The sequence below is a fragment of the Rhodobacterales bacterium HKCCA1288 genome (genome assembly GCA_015693905.1).
Lineage (GTDB): Bacteria > Pseudomonadota > Alphaproteobacteria > Rhodobacterales > Rhodobacteraceae > M30B80.
The window spans coordinates 843,371-867,759 of record CP065161.1 but is presented as its reverse complement, the minus strand read 5'-3'; the positions used below and the strand labels follow the sequence as shown (position 1 = coordinate 867,759).

Annotated in this window: 22 protein-coding genes and 1 pseudogene; 19 read left to right on the top strand and 4 right to left on the bottom strand. The window is 42.1% G+C overall.

Features of this window, described 5'->3' with window-relative positions:
* Window positions 1-57: 57 nt before the first annotated feature.
* Entirely contained in the window at window positions 58-312 is a 255-nt protein-coding gene (locus I3V23_04250; protein QPI86684.1) for a transcriptional regulator, read from the bottom strand.
* Window positions 313-368: 56 nt separating this feature from the next.
* Here I3V23_04250 and I3V23_04245 point away from each other — a divergent pair, with 56 nt between their 5' ends.
* From I3V23_04245 to I3V23_04155, 19 genes are all read left to right on the top strand, one after another.
* Window positions 369-1,238: a tyrosine-type recombinase/integrase gene (locus I3V23_04245; protein ID QPI86192.1), complete on the top strand. Its 870-nt coding sequence runs from the start codon at window positions 369-371 to the stop codon at window positions 1,236-1,238.
* Between the two features lie 218 nt (window positions 1,239-1,456).
* Complete coding sequence (tviB, locus tag I3V23_04240; protein QPI86191.1) at window positions 1,457-2,740, top strand: Vi polysaccharide biosynthesis UDP-N-acetylglucosamine C-6 dehydrogenase TviB; 1,284 nt, start codon at window positions 1,457-1,459, stop codon at window positions 2,738-2,740.
* Between the two features lie 804 nt (window positions 2,741-3,544).
* The gene (locus I3V23_04235; GenBank protein QPI86683.1) at window positions 3,545-3,949 is read left to right on the top strand and encodes a MarR family EPS-associated transcriptional regulator; all 405 of its coding nucleotides are present in this window, start codon (window positions 3,545-3,547) and stop codon (window positions 3,947-3,949) included.
* A gap of 48 nt (window positions 3,950-3,997) precedes the next feature.
* Entirely contained in the window at window positions 3,998-5,326 is a 1,329-nt protein-coding gene (gene rfbH, locus I3V23_04230) for a lipopolysaccharide biosynthesis protein RfbH (GenBank protein ID QPI86190.1), read from the top strand.
* A gap of 1 nt (window position 5,327) precedes the next feature.
* A complete protein-coding gene (rfbF, locus tag I3V23_04225) occupies window positions 5,328-6,098 on the top strand; it encodes a glucose-1-phosphate cytidylyltransferase (GenBank protein ID QPI86189.1) in 771 nt (256 codons plus the stop codon).
* A 4-nt stretch (window positions 6,099-6,102) separates the two neighbouring features.
* Complete coding sequence (gene rfbG, locus I3V23_04220; GenBank protein QPI86188.1) at window positions 6,103-7,176, top strand: CDP-glucose 4,6-dehydratase; 1,074 nt, start codon at window positions 6,103-6,105, stop codon at window positions 7,174-7,176.
* 60 nt (window positions 7,177-7,236) lie between these two features.
* Entirely contained in the window at window positions 7,237-9,069 is a 1,833-nt protein-coding gene (locus I3V23_04215) for a thiamine pyrophosphate-binding protein (GenBank protein ID QPI86187.1), read from the top strand.
* 8 nt (window positions 9,070-9,077) lie between these two features.
* On the top strand, window positions 9,078-10,100 hold the full coding sequence (locus I3V23_04210) for an NAD-dependent epimerase/dehydratase family protein (GenBank protein QPI86186.1): 1,023 nt from the start codon (window positions 9,078-9,080) through the stop codon (window positions 10,098-10,100).
* A 32-nt stretch (window positions 10,101-10,132) separates the two neighbouring features.
* On the top strand, window positions 10,133-11,032 hold the full coding sequence (locus tag I3V23_04205; GenBank protein QPI86185.1) for an FkbM family methyltransferase: 900 nt from the start codon (window positions 10,133-10,135) through the stop codon (window positions 11,030-11,032).
* Window positions 11,025-11,933, top strand: a complete 909-nt coding sequence (locus I3V23_04200) for a hypothetical protein (GenBank protein ID QPI86184.1) — start codon at window positions 11,025-11,027, stop codon at window positions 11,931-11,933. The genes I3V23_04205 and I3V23_04200 overlap by 8 nt, the downstream gene beginning before the upstream one ends.
* 82 nt (window positions 11,934-12,015) lie before the next feature.
* The gene (locus I3V23_04195; protein QPI86183.1) at window positions 12,016-12,744 is read left to right on the top strand and encodes an FkbM family methyltransferase; all 729 of its coding nucleotides are present in this window, start codon (window positions 12,016-12,018) and stop codon (window positions 12,742-12,744) included.
* Complete coding sequence (locus I3V23_04190) at window positions 12,734-14,473, top strand: ATP-binding cassette domain-containing protein (GenBank protein QPI86182.1); 1,740 nt, start codon at window positions 12,734-12,736, stop codon at window positions 14,471-14,473. The genes I3V23_04195 and I3V23_04190 overlap by 11 nt, the downstream gene beginning before the upstream one ends.
* Window positions 14,466-15,281, top strand: coding sequence for an FkbM family methyltransferase (locus I3V23_04185; protein ID QPI86181.1), 816 nt, complete (start codon window positions 14,466-14,468; stop codon window positions 15,279-15,281). Before I3V23_04190 ends, I3V23_04185 begins: the two co-directional genes overlap by 8 nt.
* Window positions 15,278-16,288 (top strand): hypothetical protein, encoded by a 1,011-nt coding sequence (locus tag I3V23_04180; GenBank protein ID QPI86180.1) that lies wholly within the window; start codon window positions 15,278-15,280, stop codon window positions 16,286-16,288. Before I3V23_04185 ends, I3V23_04180 begins: the two co-directional genes overlap by 4 nt.
* A 6-nt stretch (window positions 16,289-16,294) precedes the next feature.
* On the top strand, window positions 16,295-17,467 hold the full coding sequence (locus I3V23_04175) for a glycosyltransferase family 4 protein (protein QPI86179.1): 1,173 nt from the start codon (window positions 16,295-16,297) through the stop codon (window positions 17,465-17,467).
* 70 nt (window positions 17,468-17,537) lie between these two features.
* Entirely contained in the window at window positions 17,538-18,416 is an 879-nt protein-coding gene (locus tag I3V23_04170; GenBank protein ID QPI86682.1) for an NTP transferase domain-containing protein, read from the top strand.
* 99 nt (window positions 18,417-18,515) lie between these two features.
* Entirely contained in the window at window positions 18,516-19,589 is a 1,074-nt protein-coding gene (locus tag I3V23_04165) for a glycosyltransferase (protein ID QPI86178.1), read from the top strand.
* Between the two features lie 52 nt (window positions 19,590-19,641).
* Window positions 19,642-20,505 (top strand): NAD-dependent epimerase/dehydratase family protein, encoded by an 864-nt coding sequence (locus tag I3V23_04160; GenBank protein ID QPI86177.1) that lies wholly within the window; start codon window positions 19,642-19,644, stop codon window positions 20,503-20,505.
* 88 nt (window positions 20,506-20,593) lie between these two features.
* On the top strand, window positions 20,594-21,331 hold the full coding sequence (locus tag I3V23_04155; GenBank protein ID QPI86681.1) for a glycosyltransferase: 738 nt from the start codon (window positions 20,594-20,596) through the stop codon (window positions 21,329-21,331).
* On the opposite strand, the pseudogene rfbB reads toward I3V23_04155, so the two are convergent.
* The 3 genes and pseudogenes from rfbB to gmd all read right to left on the bottom strand — a co-directional run bounded on the left by rfbB (window position 21,293) and on the right by gmd (window position 24,366).
* Window positions 21,293-22,308, bottom strand: a pseudogene (gene rfbB / locus I3V23_04150) (dTDP-glucose 4,6-dehydratase). The gene I3V23_04155 and the pseudogene rfbB sit on opposite strands and share 39 nt — an antisense overlap.
* A 2-nt stretch (window positions 22,309-22,310) precedes the next feature.
* Window positions 22,311-23,246 (bottom strand): GDP-L-fucose synthase, encoded by a 936-nt coding sequence (locus I3V23_04145; GenBank protein QPI86176.1) that lies wholly within the window; start codon window positions 23,244-23,246, stop codon window positions 22,311-22,313.
* Between the two features lies 1 nt (window position 23,247).
* Entirely contained in the window at window positions 23,248-24,366 is a 1,119-nt protein-coding gene (gene gmd, locus I3V23_04140) for a GDP-mannose 4,6-dehydratase (GenBank protein QPI86175.1), read from the bottom strand.
* Between the last annotated feature and the right edge of the window lie 23 nt (window positions 24,367-24,389).

Below are 24,389 nucleotides of genomic sequence, written 5' to 3'. Positions count from 1 at the left end.
CTAGGGTATTGGCGCCCGCAATTGGTCGCAAGCCGTTTGCGTTGCTCCACTAAAAAATTATTTTTGGGATTGCTTGGGGTTGAAGCGTATCCCCGGCCGGTCGTCTGGGGCGCCTATGAACTCGATGCCGGCGGCCTCCAGTGTGAGACGGATAATTTTGATGTTGGCCGCCGTGCTCTTCGGGACGCCGTCGGCGGCTTCCATGCGAATGATGGTCCGTTCACTGACCTGAGTTTCATTTGACAGCCGAGTGATATTCCATCCCAAGGCCGCTCTAGCGGATCTGATTTGTGTACCAGTTATCATTGACAATCCCCAATTTGTCACTAAAAATGACACATGTCACCTTATGAGATTTACGCAAGCATATGATTACGTTGGCAGCTTTGGAAGGCGCTTATGCGCCGAACACCGTAACAGCTTACGAGCGCGATGCACAAAAGTTTGCTTCATGGTGTGAAGGCAGAGGCTATCCTAGTCTGCCCGCCACACCGGCAATTGTGCTAGAGTTCGTTGAGGCCTGTGGTCGAGACTGCCTCGCGCGCACTGTGCGGCGCCACCTGATCGCAGTTGGGATGTTGCATCGACTGAATGGTGTCAGTGATCCGACCACTGGCCACGATGTGACGCTCGCTTTGAGGCGGCTCGCCCGCGCCCGGCGCTCACCTCCGCGTCAGGCGCGGGGCCTCGCCCATACGGAATTGCGGAGCATGCTCGCGGCGATGCCCCGCACTTTGGTAGGTCGGAGAGACGCGGCCATGCTCGCTCTCGGTTACGAAATCCTTGGCCGTCGCGCTGAAATTGTCTCTATATGTGATGCCGACTTAGAATTCCGTGAAAATGGAACTCTCCGCGTGACGATATCCCGCAGCAAGTGCGACCAAACGGGTCTGGGGCGGTTTGCGTTTGCGTCACGCGACACATCCACCTTAGTTGCCAATTGGGTGGCGGATCGGGGGGATGGTTTTCCTTTTTTGTTTTGTCCCATCTATCGTGGGCGCCCCATTGAGCGCGGCCTTCACCCTGTCACCGTAGTGCGCGCGGTGAGGGCCGCTGCGAAGCGCGCGGGCGTGTCTCAGCACTCGGAGCTTTCGGGGCACTCACTGCGCGTGGGCGCTGCACAGGAGCTCTTGCTCCGTGGGTTTGATACGGTCGCGATTGCGCGGGCTGGAGGATGGAGGTCAATTACTACGCTGTCACGTTACCTCGAGGCGGCGCAGCACAGTGTTTGGGACTGAAGCAACTTGACTAGATACCGCGTAGCTGAACATACACTGACATTGACTGATTTTCACGATGTTTGTGGCTGGCGCGAGCTAGCGCGCCATTTGTGTTGACCCGCCCGCGTGCTTTGATATGCGTTCAATAACAAGATCTGAGCTTAGGTGGGCAGCCTACCTTCCTGGTCTGGCGTGATTGTTTGTGATATCTGACGGCAGTAGCGGAGAAGAGTGACGTGACGGCAGGACTAGACCTTCAACGAAAAATTGCTGTCATTGGGCTCGGCTATGTGGGACTGCCTCTCGCCGTAGAGTTCGGCAAGAAGTACGATGTCATTGGCTTTGATGTGAACGACGTTCGAATTGCCTCGTTGCAGGCTGGGCATGATGTGACTTTGGAGGTATCTGACAAAGAATTATTGGAAGCGGAGAGGCTACGCTATTCTTCTAATGCAGATGATCTAAAAGATGCGACAATATTCATAGTGACTGTGCCTACGCCTGTTGATGCCTCAAAACGTCCTGATTTGACCCCACTAATCCGCGCATCTGAGACGGTTGGGACAGCGCTTAAGCCCGGTGATATCGTGATTTATGAGTCCACAGTGTATCCGGGAGCCACGGAAGAAGACTGCGTACCAGTTCTTGAACGTGTCTCTGGCCTAACCTTCAACTTTGACTTTTTCTGCGGCTATAGCCCCGAACGTATCAACCCTGGTGATAAAGAGCACCGCTTGACCACAATTACAAAAGTGACGGCAGGCTCAACGCCCGAAGCCGCTGATATTGTGGACAGCTTGTACGCCTCTATTGTGACGGCGGGGACCCATAAAGCTCCTTCGATCCGAGTTGCTGAGGCCGCCAAAGTAATCGAAAATACGCAGCGTGATCTAAATATTGCGCTGGTCAATGAGTTGGCCATTATTTTTAATAAAATGGACCTTGATACTGATGCCGTACTGCGAGCGGCCGGTACGAAATGGAATTTCGTTCCCTTCCACCCGGGACTGGTTGGCGGGCATTGCATTGGCGTCGATCCCTACTATTTGACCTATAAAGCCGAGGCGATCGGCTATCATCCGCAGGTGATTTTGGCCGGGCGGCGTATCAATGATGGAATGGGTGCATATGTTGCAGGGCGATTGGTCCGTGCAATGATAAAACGTCAGATTCCCGTGCGCGATGCAAAAGTTCTGGTTCTAGGCCTGACTTTCAAGGAAAACTGTCCAGATTTGCGCAACACACGCGTAGTTGATGTGGTCGCGGAGCTCATGGACTATGGGATATCGGTCGATGTGCATGACCCATGGGTTGAACCAAGCGAAGCGATGCAAGAGTATCATATTGATCTCTGCGAACACCCTGCGCAGGGCGAGTATGATGGTATTGTTCTTACGGTGGCGCATGACCAATTTCGCAAAATGGGCGCAAAGGCCATCTGTCGCTTCGGCCGTGCAGATCACGTGTTTTTTGATCTAAAGTCAGTATTTGCTTCCGATGAGAGTGATTTGCGGCTGTAGATCATTACGCAGCGTCAGTTGGAAAAAATACGCCGCCTACTGAATTTTGATGACCCGATGATATCCGAAATGGTCCGCCTCGCTTTGCGTCGCGCGCATTGTTAGGATGTTGACCCTGAACGTTAGTCGCTGAGACGGACGCTAGACGATGTGAATGCAATTATATTTTTGAGGGCTCGATCGCTGGTCACTTGCGTGATGCTGCCATGATTTCGGTTGGCGTTGATGGATTGATGCGGCGGTCGTAGATCGTTGCGCTGATGGCGTGTGACCTTGGGTGGTGTAAGAGCGACATGCCGCATAATTGTAGGGCGCGGGAAGACGGATCAGTTAGCCGGTGGCAGTGTGATGTGGCTCACTTATAAATCATCGCAAGCGTTAACGGAGTGGATGCACGAACGTGACAGTGCACAGTTTTTGGAGCCGTTACGGGGAGTGTGTAATTAGTGGTGCTCAATCTAGTTACTGTTCAAAGTATTATGCACCGAACAATTTCCAAGATAGGCAAAGGCGAAAGTCGTAAATATACGGGGCGAGCATTGAGAGTTGGTACAGCCCAATAACTTCTAAAACTCGGTCGAACTAGTTCCGATACTATGAGTGTTGGTGAGGCAGTCGATATCTAGTGTCTTTCGGTATCTTGAGATAGCTGACCAAAATGTCTGGCCGGACGATGACAAGCGATAATCTCCATTATCGTAGATTTTTGCTAGGACTCACTCAAGGGTTTGCCTTGCCTTTTTGGCGCAGTCTGATATCCGTTCACGCGTGAACGCATCACAAGGCAAACAATTTAATGACTTGATATCGGAGCTTGCGGGTAGGGCTTCGTGCGGTAGCTTTGAACGCAACCAAAAGTCCAACCGGAATGACCTGAGGTTTCGTATTCTTCGCTTGCTTGAGAATAATCCTCAGATGTCCCACCGGCAGATCGCGCAAGAGCTTGGTGTTAGTGCTGGCGCCGTAAACTATTGCATTAATGCATTGATTGAAAAAGGCTTTGTGAAGGTGCGTAATTTTCGTGAGAACGACAATAAGTTGCGGTATTTGTACTTGCTCACTCCAGAGGGTATGTCAGCTAAATTAGCTTTAGCCCACGAATTTTTGATCCGGAAGGCGCTTGAGTATCAGGCATTGAGGCATGAGCTAGACACATTGGTGTCTGAATTAGAAGACTTGGACTACAAACCTGACGGCCAAAAGGCCTGAATGCATCTATATTTCATAGTTTCTTATTTTGGGGGCAATCCGTAACTAATGATCAAGAAGTCAGACATTTTATCGGCCAGCAGGGAGTATTTCGACCAAAAGTTTTCGGAAGTGCCATTCGAGGCCGGCGTTAGTTACGTTCCAGTGTCCGGTAAAGTGCTAGATGCAGATGACTGTGCTTCTCTTGTAGATGCGTCGCTTGACATGTGGCTGACTGCGGGTAGGTTTGCCGCACAGTTTGAGCCCACTTTAGCAAAAAAATGCGGCCGCAGACTGGCAAAATTAACAGTCTCTGGCTCTGCTGCAAATTTGCTGGCATTTTCAACACTCACTTCGTGGAAACTCGGCGATAAGCGTATCAAACCGGGCGATGAAGTGATTACTGTGGCGGCCGGATTTCCGACCACGGTGGCTCCAATTATTCAAAACGGCTGTGTTCCGGTATTTGTCGACATAGATCTCGATACTCACAACGTGTGTGTGGAAGCGGTGCGTCGCGCAGTTACCAACAAAACGCGTGCAATCATGATAGCTCACAGTTTAGGAAATCCGTTTGATGTCGTTGCGATACGAGAAATATGCGATGAGCACAGTCTTTATTTGATTGAGGATTGTTGCGATGCCTTTGGGGCTACCGTCACTATGGCAGATGGATCTGAAAGACTTGTTGGCACCTTCGGCGATCTATCAACTCTCAGTTTTTATCCTGCCCACCACATAACAATGGGAGAAGGCGGCGCAGTACTCATGGACAGTCTACGCTTGGCTCGGATCTGCGAAAGTTTTCGTGACTGGGGTAGAGACTGCTACTGTGAGCCTGGAACAGATAATACCTGTGGGAAGCGCTTTGATTGGCAGTTGGGTGAGTTACCTGAGGGCTATGACCATAAATACACATACAGCCATGTCGGTTATAACCTAAAAGTCTCCGATATGCAGGCGGCGGTTGGCTTGAGCCAGCTAAAGAAGGTTGATTACTTCATTGAGCGTCGTAGAGAAAACTTTGATTACTTAACAGACAGGCTTATCGAAGAACGTCTGGATCAATATTTCTATCTTCCTAAAGCAACGCCGAGTACTAAGCCGTCTTGGTTTGGCTATTTATTAACAATCCGTGAGACTGAGAAGCTATCGCGGACATCGATCGTGACTGCGTTAGAAAATTTGAGGGTCGGGACGCGCCTATTGTTTGCTGGTAATCTAACAAAGCAGCCAGGATTTATGAATGAGAGCTTTAGAGTTAGCGGTGCTTTAACCAATACAGACTATGTCATGAATAACTCGTTTTGGGTTGGTGTATGGCCTGGATTGCGAACAGAGCATCTAGATTATGTGGTAAGTTCATTAAAAGTTGCAGTTCAGCAGGGGGCACGTTGACGTGAAAGTTGTACTCCTTGCAGGCGGATTAGGTACTCGATTAAGTGAAGAAACTGACCTTAAGCCCAAGCCGATGGTCGAAATTGGCGGCAAGCCAATTCTGTGGCACATCATGAAATTATACTCTCATTATGGGTTCAATGACTTCATAATATGCTGCGGATACAAAGGGTATGTAATTAAAGAATATTTTTCAAATTATTTTATGCATCAATCTGATGTGACGATTGATTTAGAAAAAAATTCCATTGAATACCACAAAGGTAGATCTGAGCCGTGGCGCATCACTTTAGTCGATACGGGACAACATACAATGACTGGAGGGCGCTTGAAAAGGCTGTCAGGCTATATTTCAGAGAACGAGACGTTTATGGCGACTTATGGCGATGGAATTGGAAATATCGATATTGGTGCTCTTGTAAGATTCCATAACAAACACGGCCGTATGGCCACACTGACGTCTGTTGTTCCACCAGGTCGATTTGGAGCAATTGAATTAGAGGGCGAGCAAGTTCTCAGTTTTCGAGAGAAACCAACTCAGGAAACTGCAAGGATTAACGGAGGTTTTTTTGTGTTGTCTGGGAGCGTTCTTAATTTGATTGATGGAGATGCAACGATATGGGAGCGCGAGCCGTTAGAAACACTCGCTAGCTTGGGACAGTTGATGGCTTTTAACCATACAGGATTTTGGCGCCCTATGGATACCTTGAGAGACAAGATAGATCTAAACGCGATATGGGACACTGGTAACGCAAAATGGTGTGTGTGGTAATCGAATGATTTGCAAGGACTTTTGGATCGACAAGAAAGTTTTGGTTACCGGGCACACGGGCTTCAAGGGCGCGTGGCTTACTCTGTGGCTTCAGCAATTAGGAGCAAATCTCTTCGGCATTTCCAATGAAAGTTTCGGTTCAAACAGTATGTATGAACTTTGCAATATATCTGGAAATTTAAAGAATGGAAAATTAAACATCTCTGATCGGGGCGACATAACACGGCATGACGAAATTTGCGAGGTGATAAAAAAGATAAACCCTCACGTCATTTTTCATCTAGCTGCACAACCCCTTGTTTTAAAATCATATCAATCGCCTCAGGATACTTATTTGGCAAATGTACTAGGAACCCTAAATGTTCTGGAAGCAGCTCGTGATTGCACTGACTTAAGAGTAGTAATTTCTGTAACGACCGATAAAGTGTATGAAAATACCGAGCTGACGAAGGTTGCATTTCGTGAAGAACACCCACTTGGCGGTTACGACCCCTACAGTGCAAGCAAAGCCTGCGCAGACATACTAAGCCAGTCTCACTACAATGTTTTTCTCAAAAAAAACGGCGTCGAGTTAGCGACCGTGAGAGCTGGGAATGTGATAGGAGGCGGTGATTGGGCTGCTAACAGATTAGTCCCAGACTTGATACGAAGCGCAATTAAAAATGAGAAACTCGTTTTAAGATACCCCAACGCTGTACGCCCTTGGCAGTATGTATTGGACCCAATAAGAGGATACATTATTCTCGCTCAGTATTTGGCTAATAGTGCAAATATTGAAGATACAAGATTTAATTTTGGTCCAACTCTTGATGTTCAAATTACAGTGTTAGAGTTAGTAAAGCAGTTGTGCAATGAAATAAATCTGCCGTTTTCATGTGAAATTAAAAGTGCTTATAGTCATCATGAAGCGAATTATTTAAATCTGAATTCAGAAAAAGCACAAAAATTGCTTGGATGGGAATCTATCTTAACATCTCATTTAGCTATATCTCACACAGCGAATTGGTATAAGTGTTGGATGGAAGGGAGGGACGTGCATGAAATTTCCATAAAAAGTATAGAAAAAATGACTATTTAAAGTTCGATGGTGCGGACTGGTAACAAGTCGAGAAAAGTAGCGTAATTACAAAGGTGGTATATGGGACAAGGTAACCATTCAGAAAAGACAGTGGCTGATTATATAGCACAATTCATTCAGCTATTGGGGATATCGAATGTCCACGGCTTAACGGGTGGTGGTGCATCCGGCCTAAATGATGCATTTATACGAAATAATCATCTTTCTTATTTGTGTTATCATCACGAACAATCAGCAGGATATGCGGCCCTTGGTGAGGCACGAAAAACTGGGCGATGGGCCATAGTGAATCCTACAACAGGATGCGGGGGTACAAATTGTATCACTCCAGTTTTAAACGCGTTCCAGGACTCAATCCCACTAGTGATAATTTCGGGGAATGTCCCAACAAATACACTATCATCAAAAATTAATGAAAGCTTGCCACAGCCAATTCGCTCTTATGGGGTGCAAGAGCACGATATTATAACAACAGTGCGATCCATCACTAAGTTTACTGAATTACTCGACATGCGCACCAATATTGGTGAAGCGCTATATGAATGTTTTGAGAAAGCTATTGATAATCGTAGAGGTCCAGTTTGGATTGACGTTCCTTCAGATATTCAACACCTGCTTATTGATGCCTCTGAGTTTGATTGTATTCATGACCATACATCACAACTTCTTGCAAAGCTAAAATCTAGAAATTCATTTCATAACCAAAAAAAATTCAATAGATTGAACGTAGCAATAGAAAAATCTCAGCGGCCTTTACTGTTAATTGGTGGCGGCGGAACAAGTAATCCTATCCTGAGGCAAAGAATTAATGAGTTTATTTTATCTAAAGATATTCCCGTCGTTGCAACATACGCTGGAACAAACGTAGTTGATCATAGCTATAATTACTATCTTGGCTGTGTGGGCATTAAAGGAAATCGAACTGCAAATTTTGCTGTACAAAATGCCGATTTATTAATTGTTCTAGGAAGCAGGCTTGGGTTTGCGTCAGTAGGATACGAAGTTGAAAAGTTTGCTAAAAACGCAAAAATCTTCATTTTAGACGTAGATCCTGCTGAATTAGACAAAAATAAATTGTTATTTGGGGATCGTGCCGAAAACATTTTGGGAGATATATCTTCATTTCTGGATTCGAAGCCTGGTGAGTTTGAAGCCATGACGGATGATTGGAGGTATAAATGCAAGTATATAAAAGAAAATTGGAGTGACATAGAAAACAATTTGTCTCACTATAAATATGAGGGGATAAGTATTTATAATGTTATATCTGAGTTAAATAAGAATAGGTATGATGATTGCAATTTTGTAATTGATGCTGGAAGTATAAGTTACGTAGGCCCCACATGTTTGAAGTTTAATTCCAGTCGCTCATTTATATTTTCTCCCGCGCAAGCGGACATGGGTTGCGCCTTGCCCAGCTCGCTAGGCGTAGCTGCTTGCTCACAACGCAAAACCATTTGTATTACTGGTGATGGAAGTTTTATGAGCAACCTTCAAGAACTTGCCACTTTGAGCTACCATCGATATGATGTTGTTGTGATTTTGTTGAATAACAATGGCTATCTCAGCATAACAAACACACAAAAAAATAATTATAGCCCAAATAATATATTCGGTGAACACGAGGGTCGCGGTCTAAAATTTCCATACTATGAAAAGGTTTGCTTGGCTTTTGACATTCCTTATCAACGCATCGACAACGTTGAAGACCTATCAAACATTGATTTGGCCGGGCCCCGCGTAATAGATGTAAACTGTGTATCTTCTGAAGAAATAGCTCCATATCAAGCACGAATTGATGGTGTTCAAGCAGGTGCGCATGACATGGCCCCTTTTCGTCCAATTGAGGAATTGAGGGCTATGGCTAGCGTAGACTTGAAATTCGTCAGGTGAAAACGGAAATGAACCAATACCTTACAGACTGTCACTTTATAAGTAGCAGATGTGATTTGGCGGCTTTCTCTGGTAAGAGAGTGTTGGTTACTGGCGTAACAGGTTTGATTGGTTCGCAAATTTTCCTTGCGCTCAGATATATAACTGAGGAACTTGGCGTTGATGTAAACATTCATGTGATTGCAAGAATGCCGGGGGTGTGGCCGTTAAATTTAAGTACGAAAATATGTATACACTACGTAGACTTGTGCAAAGATTTTGACCTGGATTTCGATTTTGATATTGTTATCCACGCTGCAAGTATTGCTTCGCCATCACTTTACAAAATTTCTCCCGCTGAGACGATGTTACCGAATATTTTCGGGACGTCCAATTTGTTAAAACACACTAAAAAATGTGGAACGTTTGTTTTTGTAAGTAGTGGTGAAGTGTACGGAAACTTAGGTTCATCGGTAGAAATTGATGAGGGTTCTTTCGCTCCAATCGATCCGCGTAACCTTCGTAATATCTATGCTGAATCTAAGCGAGCAGGGGAAGCATTGACCTTTGCAATAGCAGCCACGAGATCGATAAAGTCAATAATAGTAAGGCCGTTTCACACTTATGGGGCGAATGTCAGAAAGTCGGATGAGCGAGTGTTCGCAGATTTCATTTGGCGGGCAGCCCGCGGCCAAAAGTTATTCATCCGCGGCGATGGCTCTGTTCGGCGCTCGTTTTGTCACGTTGCTGATGTCGTAGTTGGAATTTTTCGAGCGATTTCAATGACAAACGCGGATAGCGTATTCAATCTGGGGAATCCCTATGAAAATTTATCAATTCAACAATTAGCTGAAGTCATTTCAAATTTGCCTCAAGTTAAAGTCAATATTGAATTTGGGCGTCATTCGGATACATATTTGTCAAGTGATATTATGGAGTACAACATATCTATTAATAAGGCTCGCCAGGAACTGAATTGGCAGCCAGAGATTGGTATTATTGATGGCATTACAAGAGCAATACATCTTCACCGAATCATCTATGATCTTTAAATTTATAATAACCTTCGTAAGAGGTCTCAATAATGTTGAAACTTTCTGAACCAGCAATAAACTTGACCAAGCAAGAATTTATTAATTTAGCATATGAAACCTATCATAAAAACCTATTTGAATATTCGAAAATTCTTTCTGGTACTGGGATAAGTGAAATAATAATCAAAAGTGGAGAGGTGTGGGCAACATGCGAAGACACAGGAATTAAGTTCAAATGCAGTGAGGGTGATAAAAGGATAGCTCCAATTGAAGCTATAAATTTCTCTGGCTATGAAACAAGCCTAACACAGGTGCTGTTCAACTATGCGAGCTCATCGAGAACATTTGTGGATGTTGGCGCCAATATCGGGTGGTATTCACTAAATCTTGCTCAAAAGTTCCCAACTTTGAAAGTCTATTCCTATGAGCCTATCAAACATACTTATGATATTTTGATCGATAATATCGTGAATGCGTCTCTTGAAAACGTTCAAGTACAAAATTGTGGCTGTTCTGATGAACATCGACGAGACAGGTTTTACTTTTCGCCGACTGGGAGTGGAAACGCTTCGAAAGCTCTTTTGGATAACCCAAACGACTCTATTATTGTTGATGTTCAATTAGTTAAACTTGATGATGAAATTTGGTTTAAAGAAAATCCAATTGACCTAATAAAAATTGATGTCGAGGGCGCAGAAAAATTTGTGATCGAAGGGGCGTTGAAGTTGATAAAAAGAGATAGGCCCGTTCTCGTAGTAGAGCTTCTTCGCAAGTGGTCAATCCAATTCGGGTATCATCCTCAGCAGGTTGTCGATATGTTAAAGAAGTTAAAATATTTGGCATTTGCCATTGGTGAAGATAGAAATTACGAGATTGATGAGATAAATGACGATACACAAGAAACAAATTTCCTTTTTGTTCCTTGCGAGAAGTTGATCAATTGTGATTGAGGAAAATTTTAATTTATGTGCACCTTTGGTTCTAATTGTACCAGTGTATCAGGGCGGAAAGTATTTTTATGACTGTTTGAGAAGTATTTCTGGGTGTGTGGACGCTTTTGATCTCATTGTGATCAGTTTTAATGGTGAGACGTCCAGTAGCGACTACAGCCATTTTAAACAATCTCGCCTTGAAGAAAAGTATGCTGGTAAGTTTTTGGCTTTACGCTCACTTATCAATTTGAATTCGATTGATCATATGAGGTTCATCTGCAGTAGTATTACTCCAATAGTTGATCCAAAATCGCGGATAATGCTGTTAGCACATGATGACTTGTTGGTTGAAAAAAATCTTTGTAGCCTTAATAAGGACACCTTGACTGAACCTAATTCACTTTTTATAGGTGATTACTATCTATTTCGAGACGACGCCACTTGTGCGTATGATGATGAAAAACTTGAGAGCTCGATATTGTCAGGACATTGCCATAAAACAATGTCAAAATTTGAATGGCACAAGATAAACTCTGAAGCGAAAAATAGCCATATGTTCACTAATATGAGTGGAATGGTGTTTGATTTTTGTGTTCTTCGTGACCTTTGTATGTTTTTGGGTCGCATGCCGGGCACTGTCAACTGTCGACTGGAGTACATGCTCGCAGCACACCGATCTGTTAAAAAAATTTCGAATTGTTTCCCTCCTATAGTGTCGATTCGTGAGCATGCTGGTCAGTTTGGAAAGCGTGTGAGTCGCTTGGAATATGGGTTGGGCGAAATACGTTATAGCCTTTGGCTCTATATTAATTGCCGGTCGCTTTATGAGTTCATTTCAACTTCATTCTCATTGTGGGGCGTGCTTGGATTTCTTCGTGGGTTTTATCACGTAATAATAAGTCTTTTTATAAGAGCGTAGATTATTTCCGAAGAAATAACCACTGTTTTTAGACTTTTCTTGTAAGATATGCTAAATGTTGAATAAAATTTGGTAAGGTTGTATGAAATATATTAAACGCTCTATTAAATTTTTGCTTTTGAAATTTGGTTACTCGATCGTTCCGACCAAAAGACTGTACTTTGGTGCAATTCTAAGACATTTGCGCATTAATTTAGTGCTTGATGTAGGCGCTAACGAAGGCCAGTTTGCGCGGTCGATAAGATACGAAGGTTACAAAGGCCGTATTGTTTCGTTTGAACCGACAAGCGCTGCCTACTCTGAACTAAAAAGAAATTCTGAATTTGACTCCGGTTGGATAGTCTATCCTCAATGCGCAGTGGGTGATGCTACAACACCGGTTAAAATTCATGTTTCTGGCAACAATGCTTTGAGCTCCTCTGTGCTCGAGGCAAACGATAACCTGCTCCAGATTGCGCCAAGTACTGAGACGGTCCGGGTGGAAACAGTTAACCAAATCACTTTAAATAGTATTTGGACCGACTTAACTGACGGGTCCGAACGCATTTTGATTAAACTTGACGTACAAGGCTACGAAAAAAATGTGTTAGAAGGGATTGGAGAAAAAATAAAATGTATAGTTGCTATAAAAATTGAATTATCGTGTGATCATTTATATCAAAACGACAAGCTTTTCGACTTTTATTTTAATTATTTTAAATCCCTTGGGTTTTCGCTTTGGGACATTGAGCCTGGGTTTAGAGATCTAACGAACGGAAAAATCATTCAATTTGACGCTCTTTTTGTTAACGAAGGCAAAAATGCTAGGTAATTATTTTAAATTTTTTAGCCTATTTTCGCCTTGGGAAGTGACTATGTTTCTATCGGTTGTGGTCACTGGAATTTTTTCTACTGCGTTTGACACATTTTCTATTTATTTAATTGCTCCTATTTTTGATATATATCAGAACAATGAAACAGATTCAGCCTTGTTTAATGTTATAATAAATATCCAAGATTTCCTCGGAGTCCATGTGGACTATAAGTATTTCTCCCTTATTTTATTTCTCTCCGTATTTATATTTTCCCTGTTTTTTAAGATATTCTTTCTAATTTTATCTGCCGCTGTGCTTCGGATTCTCAAGTATCGAATTTCGAAAAAAACATTTTTTGGATTCTTAAGGTCTTATTCTGTAGATTCTGATAATGGCCTTGACTTGAGCTTAGATAGGTTTCTGAAAGTCATAAATACCGACATTCCATTTGTATTTCAAAACTACTGCCTTCAGATATGGAATTTTATTACAGGTTCAGTCAGCGTAATTTTTTTGGCTCTTCTTATTGTTAATAGCAGCCCGCCGATAGCAACATTATTCATGTGTATCGTGGCTATTTTTTTTGGCCTCTATCTTTTTTTGTCTGCCAATACTGTTAGGGCAATAGCCAAAGTTATGGAAGTAAGTCATTACGAATTGTATAGGATAATTGCGCGTGCAAATTCGGTTAAAGATATGTTGAGGATACACAAGTCGCACACCGTGTTCGACGAATGGTTTGACCAAAATGCATTTATGTTGGCTCGTGCTGAAACCGTCGCGCATTCTGTGTCTGTCTTGGCAAAGCCGGTTTTTGAGCTTTTATTGGTTGGTTGCGCACTTGGTTTGTTCGTCTTTGCTGGTAACCAGATAGGCAACACAAGTTTTGAGACTTCTGCTATTTTAATGTCTGGCTTCGCTGCTTACCGTGTAGTTCCAAGTTTACAGCAGGTTAGTTCAGCAGTTTCTGATATGCGTGCTAGCAGAAATTTTTTAGATAGCTTATATGATTACAGTTGTCGCGTTTCTGCTTGCAAAAGCACTCAGCACTATCCAGTATTTTCCACTCACGGCGAGTTGGTTGCAATGAAAGATGTAACCGTTACTACTCCATCAGGTAGCAATCTTGTGGCTGGGGTGGCACTTTCGATTTCAAGTGGTGATTGGATATTTCTCTATGGACCTTCTGGTGCCGGGAAGTCGAGTTTCCTCAAAACATTGGCGGGCATCTCTCACCCGGCAGTCGGATTAGTGTCATTTTCCAGTGAGCTGAATGAAGTAGGTAGCGAATATCCTCCTCTCTATTTCCTTGGCTATTTGCCTCAACGGCCAATAGTTTTTGATGAAAACATACATTGTAATATTGATTTTTTACATGAACAGCGATGTATAGATGTGAACTGGTTTTCTGAGTGTTTACGAATTGCCGGGTTGGATACAGCACATGGTTTTCGTGAAAAGTTGGACGTTAGTCCACATTCTCGCTTCACACTTGGGGGACTGTCGGGTGGTGAGCAACAACGTTTTGCTTTGGCTCGTGCGTTGTATCGTAGACCTAAAATATTATTAATGGACGAAGGCTTGAGCGCTCTTGATTCCTCTTCGCAAAAATCGATTTTGGTGAATTTAAAAGAGTATTTTCCTGAGATGGCGATTGTTATGATCTCGCATGATTTGGCTTTAAGTGTTTATTTTGATAAAAAAATTATTTTGAGAGATCAAAAAATTACTATAGAGGGTGTTTGACGAAGCAACTATGGTAAAAGCTTTCATTCAGAAATTTTTTGAATTTTTTGGCTTTAATTTAGTAAAAAGCCAATCACTTGTTAAACTAATTGAAAACCAGAGGGACCTAGTCGATTATTTGAGTAGAAATAATATAGAAAAATTTTATAGATATACCCAGATATATCCAGATATTTGTCAGTTGAGCAAATCTCAAATTTATCAAGATTTGTTCGTTTTGTTTCAAACAAATTTTAAAAAGCATGGTTTCTTTGTTGAATTCGGTGCTACTGATGGTCTTAGATACAGTAATAGCTATGTCCTTGAGAAAAGTTTCGGCTGGAACGGAATTTTGGCTGAACCAGCACGGTGCTGGCACAACGACTTGATTGAAAATAGAGACTGCCACATTGATACACTATGTGTATGGTCAAGATCTGGTCAAAAACTCACATTTTTAGAAGTGGAGAATGGTGAGAATTCCAGCGCGGAGCTTTCGGGCGTTGCTAACCCAAGCTCGTTTTTTGGCGTTGATCGACATTCAAAAAATACAAACACAGTAGTGGTAGAAACTATTTCGTTAACTGATTTGTTGCGAAAATACGATGCGCCGCGATGTATTGACTATTTATCAATTGATACAGAGGGTAGCGAATACACCATTCTTAAAAGTTTTGACTTTTCAGAGTATGATATAAAAATAATTACGGTCGAACACAATTTCAGTAAAAATAGAGCGCTGATCTATGATCATTTGGTTAATAATGGATATGTACGAGTTCATGAGGAACTATCTCAATTCGATGATTGGTACGTCAAATCTAAATGACTGTTAAAATTAAAATCTCGCATGGCCATTCTGGACAATGGGATTTACTCGCGCGGCAAACGCCCAGTTTTTCCGGGAGGTGGAGAAACGCACAGTTCGTCGGCTCAGATTATAGGGGACCGGTAGATTGGTGGGTAGTACTTCACTCCAGTGGGTTAAGTTCCGCTGAGTCTACGTTAGTAGACCCTAGAAATATTGTGTTTGTTTCAATGGAGCCTTCAGTTTGGGGTCGGCCTGATCAATTTTTGCGACAGTTTCCTGTGGTGATTTCAGTGGATCGATCGATCTTATCTCATCAAAACTACTATATGAACTGTCATACTTGGTGGTCAGGTTTAGAAGTTGATTATAACAGTTCCGACCAATTTAAGCTCGCGCGTGACAGTGATTACGACAGTTATCAACGTGTGACCTCACCCTCTAAAACCAAATTAATCTCAGTGATTACTTCTAGTAAAAAAATTTTTCCAGGGCATAAGCGTCGCACTGAATTTCTAGAAAAAATTCTTTCTCACAAAATCTCACGTTATATTGATGTTTTTGGTTTTGGCCGGAATGAAATCAAGGATAAGGCGGACGGTCTGTGGGATTATAAGTATCATATATGTCTTGAAAATTGTATAGAGGAAAACTATTGGTCTGAGAAATTGGCTGACCCATTTTTAAACTTTTGCTATCCTATTTACTACGGATGTCCTAATATTTCTGATTTTTTTGACTCCCGCTCCTTTTGTTCTTTTAACTTAGGAAAATTTGAAAATTTCATTGAAATGATTGAGCGTATTTTAGACGAGGACCGTTATTCTAATGCGCTTCCTTACGTAGTTGAATCTCGTTTCAAGATATTAAACGATTACAATATTTTTAATACTCTTTTCAATTTGTGTAATAAACCAGCGTCAACTTTTAATTGGTGTACGTTGTACCCGCCAATGCATTTTACGAAAGATTCTTCTATTATTTCTCGCGGTCGACACATGTTACGGCGTAATTTTATTCTTCGGTAGATAAAGATGAATTTTTCGCGTCTTCTGTTTATTGTTGATTGTGTTGGCCCTTATCACATTGCCCGCCTTGATCAGATAAGTCATTTTTATGATATTTCTTGCTTGGAGGTTCGTTTAAATAGTCGGATTTATAATTGGGGTTCATCCGATGATACTAACTTTAAAAAATATACGCTTGAGAAATTATACCATTACTGGCCCGTATTTTTTAAAACGGTATTTTTTATAGTTAAAAATTGTTCGTCATTTGATGTAATCTTTACGTCGGGTTGGTCAACGACTGCAGATCTAGCCGGTATATTTTGTGGTAGATTACTAAATAAAAAAGTCATTGTGATGTCGGATAGTTCTGCACGCGATAGTGCGCGGCACAAGTTCACGGAATTTATTAAGAACTTAATTCTTCAGAATGTAGATGGGGCCTTTGTAGCGGGGTCACGTCATAAAGACTATGCAATATCCCTTGGGATTTCCTCCAATTGTATCGAATGTAACTATGATGTCGTTGATAATAACCATTTCCAAAAAGACGTTTCTGATGCTCGGTTGGGGTTTTTAGCAGTTGGAAGACTAATTGCTAAAAAGAATTATTTTTTTATGTTAGACTGCTACTCAGAATACTGCAATCTGAGCATTGCAAGCGGACACATACCGTGGTCATTGACCATTGCAGGGTACGGACCTCTTCAGAATAATCTCAAAGATTATGCTGAACATTTGGGTATCAGCGTACAATTTTTGGGAGGTAAAACTTACGACGAGTTACCTAGTGTGTATGCGTCACACTCTGTTCTGTTGCACTGTAGCACCACCGAACAGTGGGGACTTGTGGTTAACGAGGCGATGGCGGCGGGTATGCCGGTACTTGTGTCTGAACACTGTGGATGTGTCCCCGAGCTTGTTTTGCATGGACACACCGGTTTCGCTTTGCCGGTGTCTGATGTGAGGCCATGGGTTGACGCAATGTTGAGGTTATCTTCCTCTGAAGATGTTCGCGTTCAAATGGCTAAGACAGCTTCTGCTCACATATCAAATTTTGATTTGGAGTCTCATGCTTGTTCAGTATCGCAGCTGGTAAATAAGGTTGAGAGCAAAAGCGTAAAAGTGAGGACCAATATCCTTTCTCTGTTAATTGTATTACTTGTTGCTATTGTTCGCAGCTTCCGTCGTGGTGAATAATTAACTGTATCTCGATCCTTATAAAAAAACCTGCAATCACATCAAAAGAAAAGTCATGAAATCAAAGATAATGAATGAACCTTGCGGAATCGTGTTGGCCGGCGGGACTGGTAGCAGGCTTCAGCCAACTACACTGGCTATAAGTAAGCATCTTCTACCAGTGTATGACAAACCGATGTTGCACTATGCGCTCTCAAATCTGTTAATCGCAGGCATCAGATCCATCCTTGTTATCGGCTGTAGCAGAGACATACCTCACTACCGTGTGCAGTACGGGGACGGCAGCGATTACGGTATAAATATTCAATATGAGGTGCAAGATCGGCCTAATGGCATTGCTGATGCCTTCCTCATCGGCGAAAGCTTTATTCAAGGACGTTCTGTTGTGCTGGCCTTAGGTGATAATTTGTTTTACGGAGCAGGCCTTGGAAAAATATTGCGCGAATGTTTATTGTCACATAGAGGTGCCACCGTTTTATTGTCAGCTGTCTCCGATGCACGTAGATTTGGTGTTCTAGAATTGGATGAATTGGAAAAGCCAATTAGTATAGAGGAGAAACCTAATAATCCTAAAAGCGATTTGGCGATTACCGGTTTATATTTTTTTGATGAAAGTGTCGTTTCAAAGGCAAAAAAAATTGTTCCATCAGGACGTGGAGAACTTGAAATAACATCAATACTTCAGGAGTATCTTATCGAGAGGAGACTAGCGTACAAAAATCTGGGGCGCGGTGTTGTTTGGTTTGATATGGGCACGCCAGACTCATTGTTGGATGCCTCAAATTTCGTCAAGTCAGTGCAAACTAGACTTGGGGTTCAAATAGCTTGCATCGAAGAGATTGCCTTCAACAACAAATTGATATCACAACACAATTTGACTGCACTGTGTCAGCGACACAAATCCTCTCCTTACTTTGATTATGTAAAATCATTAATTTATAATATTTAGATTAAAAACAAGAAATATATTAATTTAAAAAAAATTATATGCTTTCTGATAACTTAAATTCTCAATATCAAAATGCCATTAGATATGAGGAGGTGAAGTTTGAGAATTCTTCATGTTAGCGGATATTGTTTGAGTGAATCAAATGGCGTTGGGCGTCTATTATTGGAATTAATATATGAGCAAAATAAAAATATTCCTGACTCGAAAATTGATCTTCTACTCACTCAAGATCAGATTTTGAATGATTTGAAATTCGATGTTTACTTTTACTCACAGGTTACGAAAAAATTTTTCAAATCATACGATCTTGTTGTATTTCATGGAGTTTACTTTTTAAATTATTATTTTATAAGTCAGATTATAAAAAATTATAATATACCTTATTTAATCAAGCCTCATTCAAGCTTAGTTGTAGCCGCGCAAAAAAAATCCTATATTAAGAAATGTTTATATTACTTATTTATTTTGAAAAATTTTATCAATCATTCATCTGGATTAATATTTACAAGTGAAGGCGAGCGCTTTCGATCATTGAAGCTGAAAAAGAATTATTACATAGAGCCAAATGGCCTATGTGCTCCGGATCCGATTGAAGTATTTAGTAAGCCCGACGTACATGTTTGGAATTTTATCTATATCGGTAGAATTGATATCCGTCATAAAGGGCTGGACATACTTTTTGATTCCTTGTTTATACTTAAAGACTTAGGTATTTTAGAAAAATTAAATTTTAAATTTTACGGTAAGGGAAATCGAAAAGACGAGATTATTTTTCGAAATTCTATTAAGCGGTTAGATTCACAGAGCGTAACGTTTAATGGTCCTATTTACGGATGTGAGAAATTTGAGTGTTTATCTGCTTCTGATGTCTTCGTGCTGACGTCTAGATATGAGGGAGTCCCAATGGCTGTTCTTGAAGCCCTTAGTCAGTCAGTGCCATGTCTTGTTACACCAGAAACAAATATTGGCGAAAGAGTAATTGATTTTGACATGGGCTGGGTTGCTGAGTGCGATCCACATAGTATTGCGAATGAGATTATAAGAATTATCAATTCACCTGAGACAGCATTCCAACAGAAAAAAGAAAACGCTCGATCATACGTATTGGAGAACCATTCCTGGACAGTGGTTTCACAAGTGTCACATTTAATATTTGAAGATTTCAGAAATTAAAATTATGAATGCTTACTTAATCTTAGGTGCGTCAAACTTCTTAGGAGTTGGGTTGACAAAATTTCTTTTGAAGCGAGGGCACCGAGTTATACTTTGTAGCCGAAGTCCAATTTCCTTTAAGCACGAATCTCTTGTAAACATAGTCTCTAACTTAAATAACTTTGATGATGTGATTTTTTTTGTAAGAACTTATTCAGTGACCGAAGCAATATACCTGATAAATACACGCAGAGCCCATGACAACATCAATGCTGACATATTTGAAAATAAGAGATTCCATCTTAAATTAATGAGATTTTTATTTGAAAACCTGGATCGAGTGATTTACTTTTCGTCAGGGGGTCGGGTATATGGTTTTTCGAATGATCCATTGCGCGAGGACAATAACTTGCAACCCAACTGTTGTTATGGAAAGGAGAAGTTGTTCTTAGAGCGCGCATTAATTTATTTATCGAAAAAATTTAATAAAGAATATTTGATTATAAGGCCGTCGAATCCATATGGGCCAGGGCAAGATATTTTTGGGTCACATGGTTTTATTTCTGTTGCCTTAGGTAAGTATTTCAAGCGAGAAAGTGTTACGTTGTGGAACGGGGGGGTGGATCGACGCGATTATATTTACGTTGATGATTTTTATAATATGTTTTACAATATTATAACAGCCCATATGTTGCCTCATTCAACGTATAACTTGGGCACAGGAGTTGGAACCACTGCGCTTGAGATTTTATCTTTAATTGAGAAGAAGACTAATTATAAATTTATAAGAAAATACGATAATTTTTCTGCAAGCAACGCAGGTCACGCAGTGTTAGATATCCAAAGGTATTCAACATTATTCCCTAACCATAAGCCTTTATCAGTATCTTCTGGGATTGATAAATTTATAAATGATATAAACAGTAAACTTGAATGAGTGGTGTAGGTTTTTATTTTCAGTATGGTTTTTCAGTGATTTTTTAATTATTGGTGCAAACTTGACACTTTTGGTATCTGTGATTACAGTGTGCTTAAATAATTCGAAAACAATAAGTGATTGTTTGAATTCTGTTCGGCTCCAAACGTACCGAAACATAGAACACATCATCATAGATGGCGGTTCAACTGACGGCACATTGAAAATCGTTGAGAGATTTCTTAGTGACCGCGTAAAGGTCGTATCTGAACCAGACTTTGGAGTCTATGATGCAATGAACAAGGGTTTGTTGCTTGCAACAGGTGATATAGTTTGTTTTTTAAATTCGGATGATCGATATATTGACGAAAACGTAATTGATGAAGTTGTGAGCCATTTTTCGAGCGCTGGGCCCGATATTGTCCTTGCAGATGTTAATTTTTTCGATCCGCGCAGGCCGCAACGAATTATTCGCAAGTATCCGGCGTTTCGGTTTAACCCATCTTCTCTAAAGTTTGGTTGGATGCCGCCTCATCCTGGTTTCTTTTGTAGACGAAAAATATATGACAAATTTGGTTCATTTGATGTTAGTTATAAGATTGCTGGTGATTTTGATTTTATAGCACGAGTTTTTTCAAGCGATAGGATTTCTTATTCATATTTGAATAAGGTGGCTGTTAGTATGGCCACTGGGGGTATTAGTACGTCGGGTTTGAAAAGCAAAATTACATTAAACCGAGAGGTGATGCGTGCGTGTAAACAGAATAGAATACGCACGAATTGGCTGTTTTTAATGATGAAGTATCCTCTAAAGATGTGGGATATGATCTTTGTAAAACCTCTTTAGGTACCAATTAATAGTTTTTTCTATACCGGCATCAAAATTATAACGTCGCCTCCAGCCAAGCTCAGTTTTTAATTTTGAGCAGTCAATTGCGTATCTACGGTCATGACGCAAGCGATCATTCACAAAGGTAATTTGTTCAGAATAACATCCGGTAGCTTTAGGCCGTTTTTGATCCAAAAGATTGCATGTAGATTTGACCAAGCCTATGTTTTCTAATCCTGTATCCCCGCCAATGTTGTAAGCCTGTCCAGGCTCACCTCTGTCCAATATTGTGAGGACAGCATCCGCGTGATCTTCCACGAAAAGCCAATCCCGTACGTTTTTACCATCTCCGTATACAGGTATGGGCTTTTCCGATAAGGCCATTTTAATGGTATTGGATATTAGCTTTTTATGATTTTGACGTGGGCCATAATTGTTTCTGCAGTTGCTTACAATTGTAGGTAGGCCACATGTTGCGTGCCACGCACGCACTAAGTGATCCGAGCTGGCCTTGCTAGCGGAATAGGGGCTCCTTGGGGCGTATGCAGGGTCTTATTTGAATTGGGCTGAGCTATTTAGCTCCAGGCTTCCAAATACTTCGTCCGTTGAGACATGGAGAAACCTAAATGATGGATCTTTTCGTTTTTCCATCCAATACTCAAGGGCGGCTTCAAGCAGTGTGCAAGTGCCAACAATATTTGTCTCTATGAATTCTGACGGGGAGGCAATGGACCGATCAACGTGACTTTCAGCGGCTAGGCGGACGATAGCATCAGGCTGATATTTTTGAATCCTCACTTTATAGCAGTATCGGCACAAATGTTAGTTTTCTGAAGAAAGTAATTTTCAGGATTGGGCAGGTCACTCAAGTTTTCTTCGGATGCTGCATAGGTCAGTGCGTCTACGTTGAATACCTCGAATTTAGCCGACAGAGATTGGCGGACGACTTCAGAGCCGATAAATTCCGCACCGCCTGTGATTAGAATACATTTCATTATTAATCGTGGCCGCTAAAAGCTTGAGCGTACGTTTTCTTGATCCCATCTCGCAAAGAAGTTCGCGCTTTCCAGCCCAGAGCGCTTAACTTTGTGCTATCCATGAGCTTGCGCGGGGTCCCGTCAGGCTTACTTGTGTCGAATTCTAATGAAACACTTCCTCCAATGACGTCTGCAATAATTTCTGCTAATTCTCTAATGCTGATCTCTTCTCCTGACCCGACATTGATATGTTCAACATCGGAGTATCTTTTTAAAATGAATATAAGTGCATCAGCTAGGTCGTCACTATGCATGAATTCACGCATTGGACTACCGGTTCCCCAAACGGTGACTGAGGCAGCGCCGATTTTCTTTGCTTCGTGAAACTTTCTGAGTAGTGCTGGCAAGACATGCGAGTTCTCCGGATGGTAGTTGTCTCCGGGGCCATATAGATTGGTTGGCATTGCAGAAATCCAGTCGTGACCGAATTGCTTTCTGTAGGCTTGCACCAGCTTTATACCGGCAATCTTAGCGATTGCATAAGCCTCGTTCGTTGGCTCAAGAGGGCCGGAGAGTAGCGCTCTCTCCCTAATTGGCTGCTCTGCATGCTTAGGGTAGATGCAGGATGAACCCAAAAAAATTAGCCGTTTTACTTGTGTATGGTGGGCGGCAGCAAACACTGAGTTTTGTATTGCTAGGTTTTCGTGCAAAAAGTCGACAGGGTATGTGTCGTTGGCTATAATACCCCCGACCCGCGCTGCAGCCATTATTAAAGCGTGTGGCCGGTTCTTCTGCATCCAATCTAAAGTTGCCGAAGCGTCAGTTAAGTCCAGTTCTTGCCGTGATGCAGTAAGGATGTCGCAGTCTTCCTTTTCTAATCTGCGAACCACTGCAGAGCCCACCATTCCACGGTGGCCAGCTACAAAAATTCTTTTATTTTTGGGATCAAAAATCATCTTAGCCTTCCATACTCACTGGAAGTTCAAGCCCGTGCTCTTTCAGTAGCTTTGTGCGACGAGCGGCAATCAGGTCTGCTTCAACCATTTCCGAGCACATTTCCTGTGCTGTGATCTCTGGTGCCCAACCCAACTTATCAGCAGCCTTTTTCGGGTCACCTAAAAGGGTTTCAACCTCGGCCGGACGGAAATATCTGGGATCAATGCGCATGATAACATCTCCCACTTTGACTGCTGGCGCGCGATCATTGTTAATGGCTGTAACCGTGGCAATTTCTTCCGTGCCTCTGCCTTTAAATTCAATAGAAAGGCCAAGTTCTGCAGCTGTCCAGGTTATGAATTCTCTGACGGTATATTGCTGGCCAGTTGCGATGACAAAATCGTCAGGCCATTTCTGCTGCAGCATCATCCACTGCATTCTTACGTAGTCTTTTGCGTGCCCCCAATCGCGCAGGCTGTCTATGTTGCCCATGTAGAGGCACTTTTCTAATCCGAGAGCTATGTTGGCCATGCCCCTTGTGATTTTGCGTGTCACAAAAGTCTCGCCACGCCTTGGGCTCTCGTGATTAAACAAAATCCCGTTGCAGGCATACATGCCATAAGCTTCGCGATAGTTTACTGTAATCCAGTATGCGTAAAGTTTCGCGACTGCATAAGGGCTCCTCGGATAAAATGGTGTGGTTTCTTTCTGGGGGGTTTCTTGAACTAATCCGTACAGCTCAGACGTTGAGGCTTGATAGAAGCGAGTTTTATGTTCAAAGCCTAAAAACCGTATCGCCTCAAGTAGCCGAAGCGTTCCAATTGCATCAACATCTGCGGTGTACTCAGGAGCCTCGAAACTTACAGCGACATGCGATTGGGCTGCTAGATTGTACACTTCATCGGGTTCGATATCTCTAATGATCCGAGTTAGATTAGAACTATCTGTTAAATCGCCATAATGTAGCTTGAACCGCGCGTTGTCTAAGTGAGGATCTTCGTAGATGTGATCCACTCTCTGAGTGTTAAATGATGAAGCCCTTCGTTTGATCCCGTGGACTTCATATCCCTTTGCTAAAAGAAATTCCGCAAGATATGAACCGTCTTGTCCAGTGATGCCAGTTATCAACGCTTTTTGCATAAAATTATCCCATAGATTGCGGC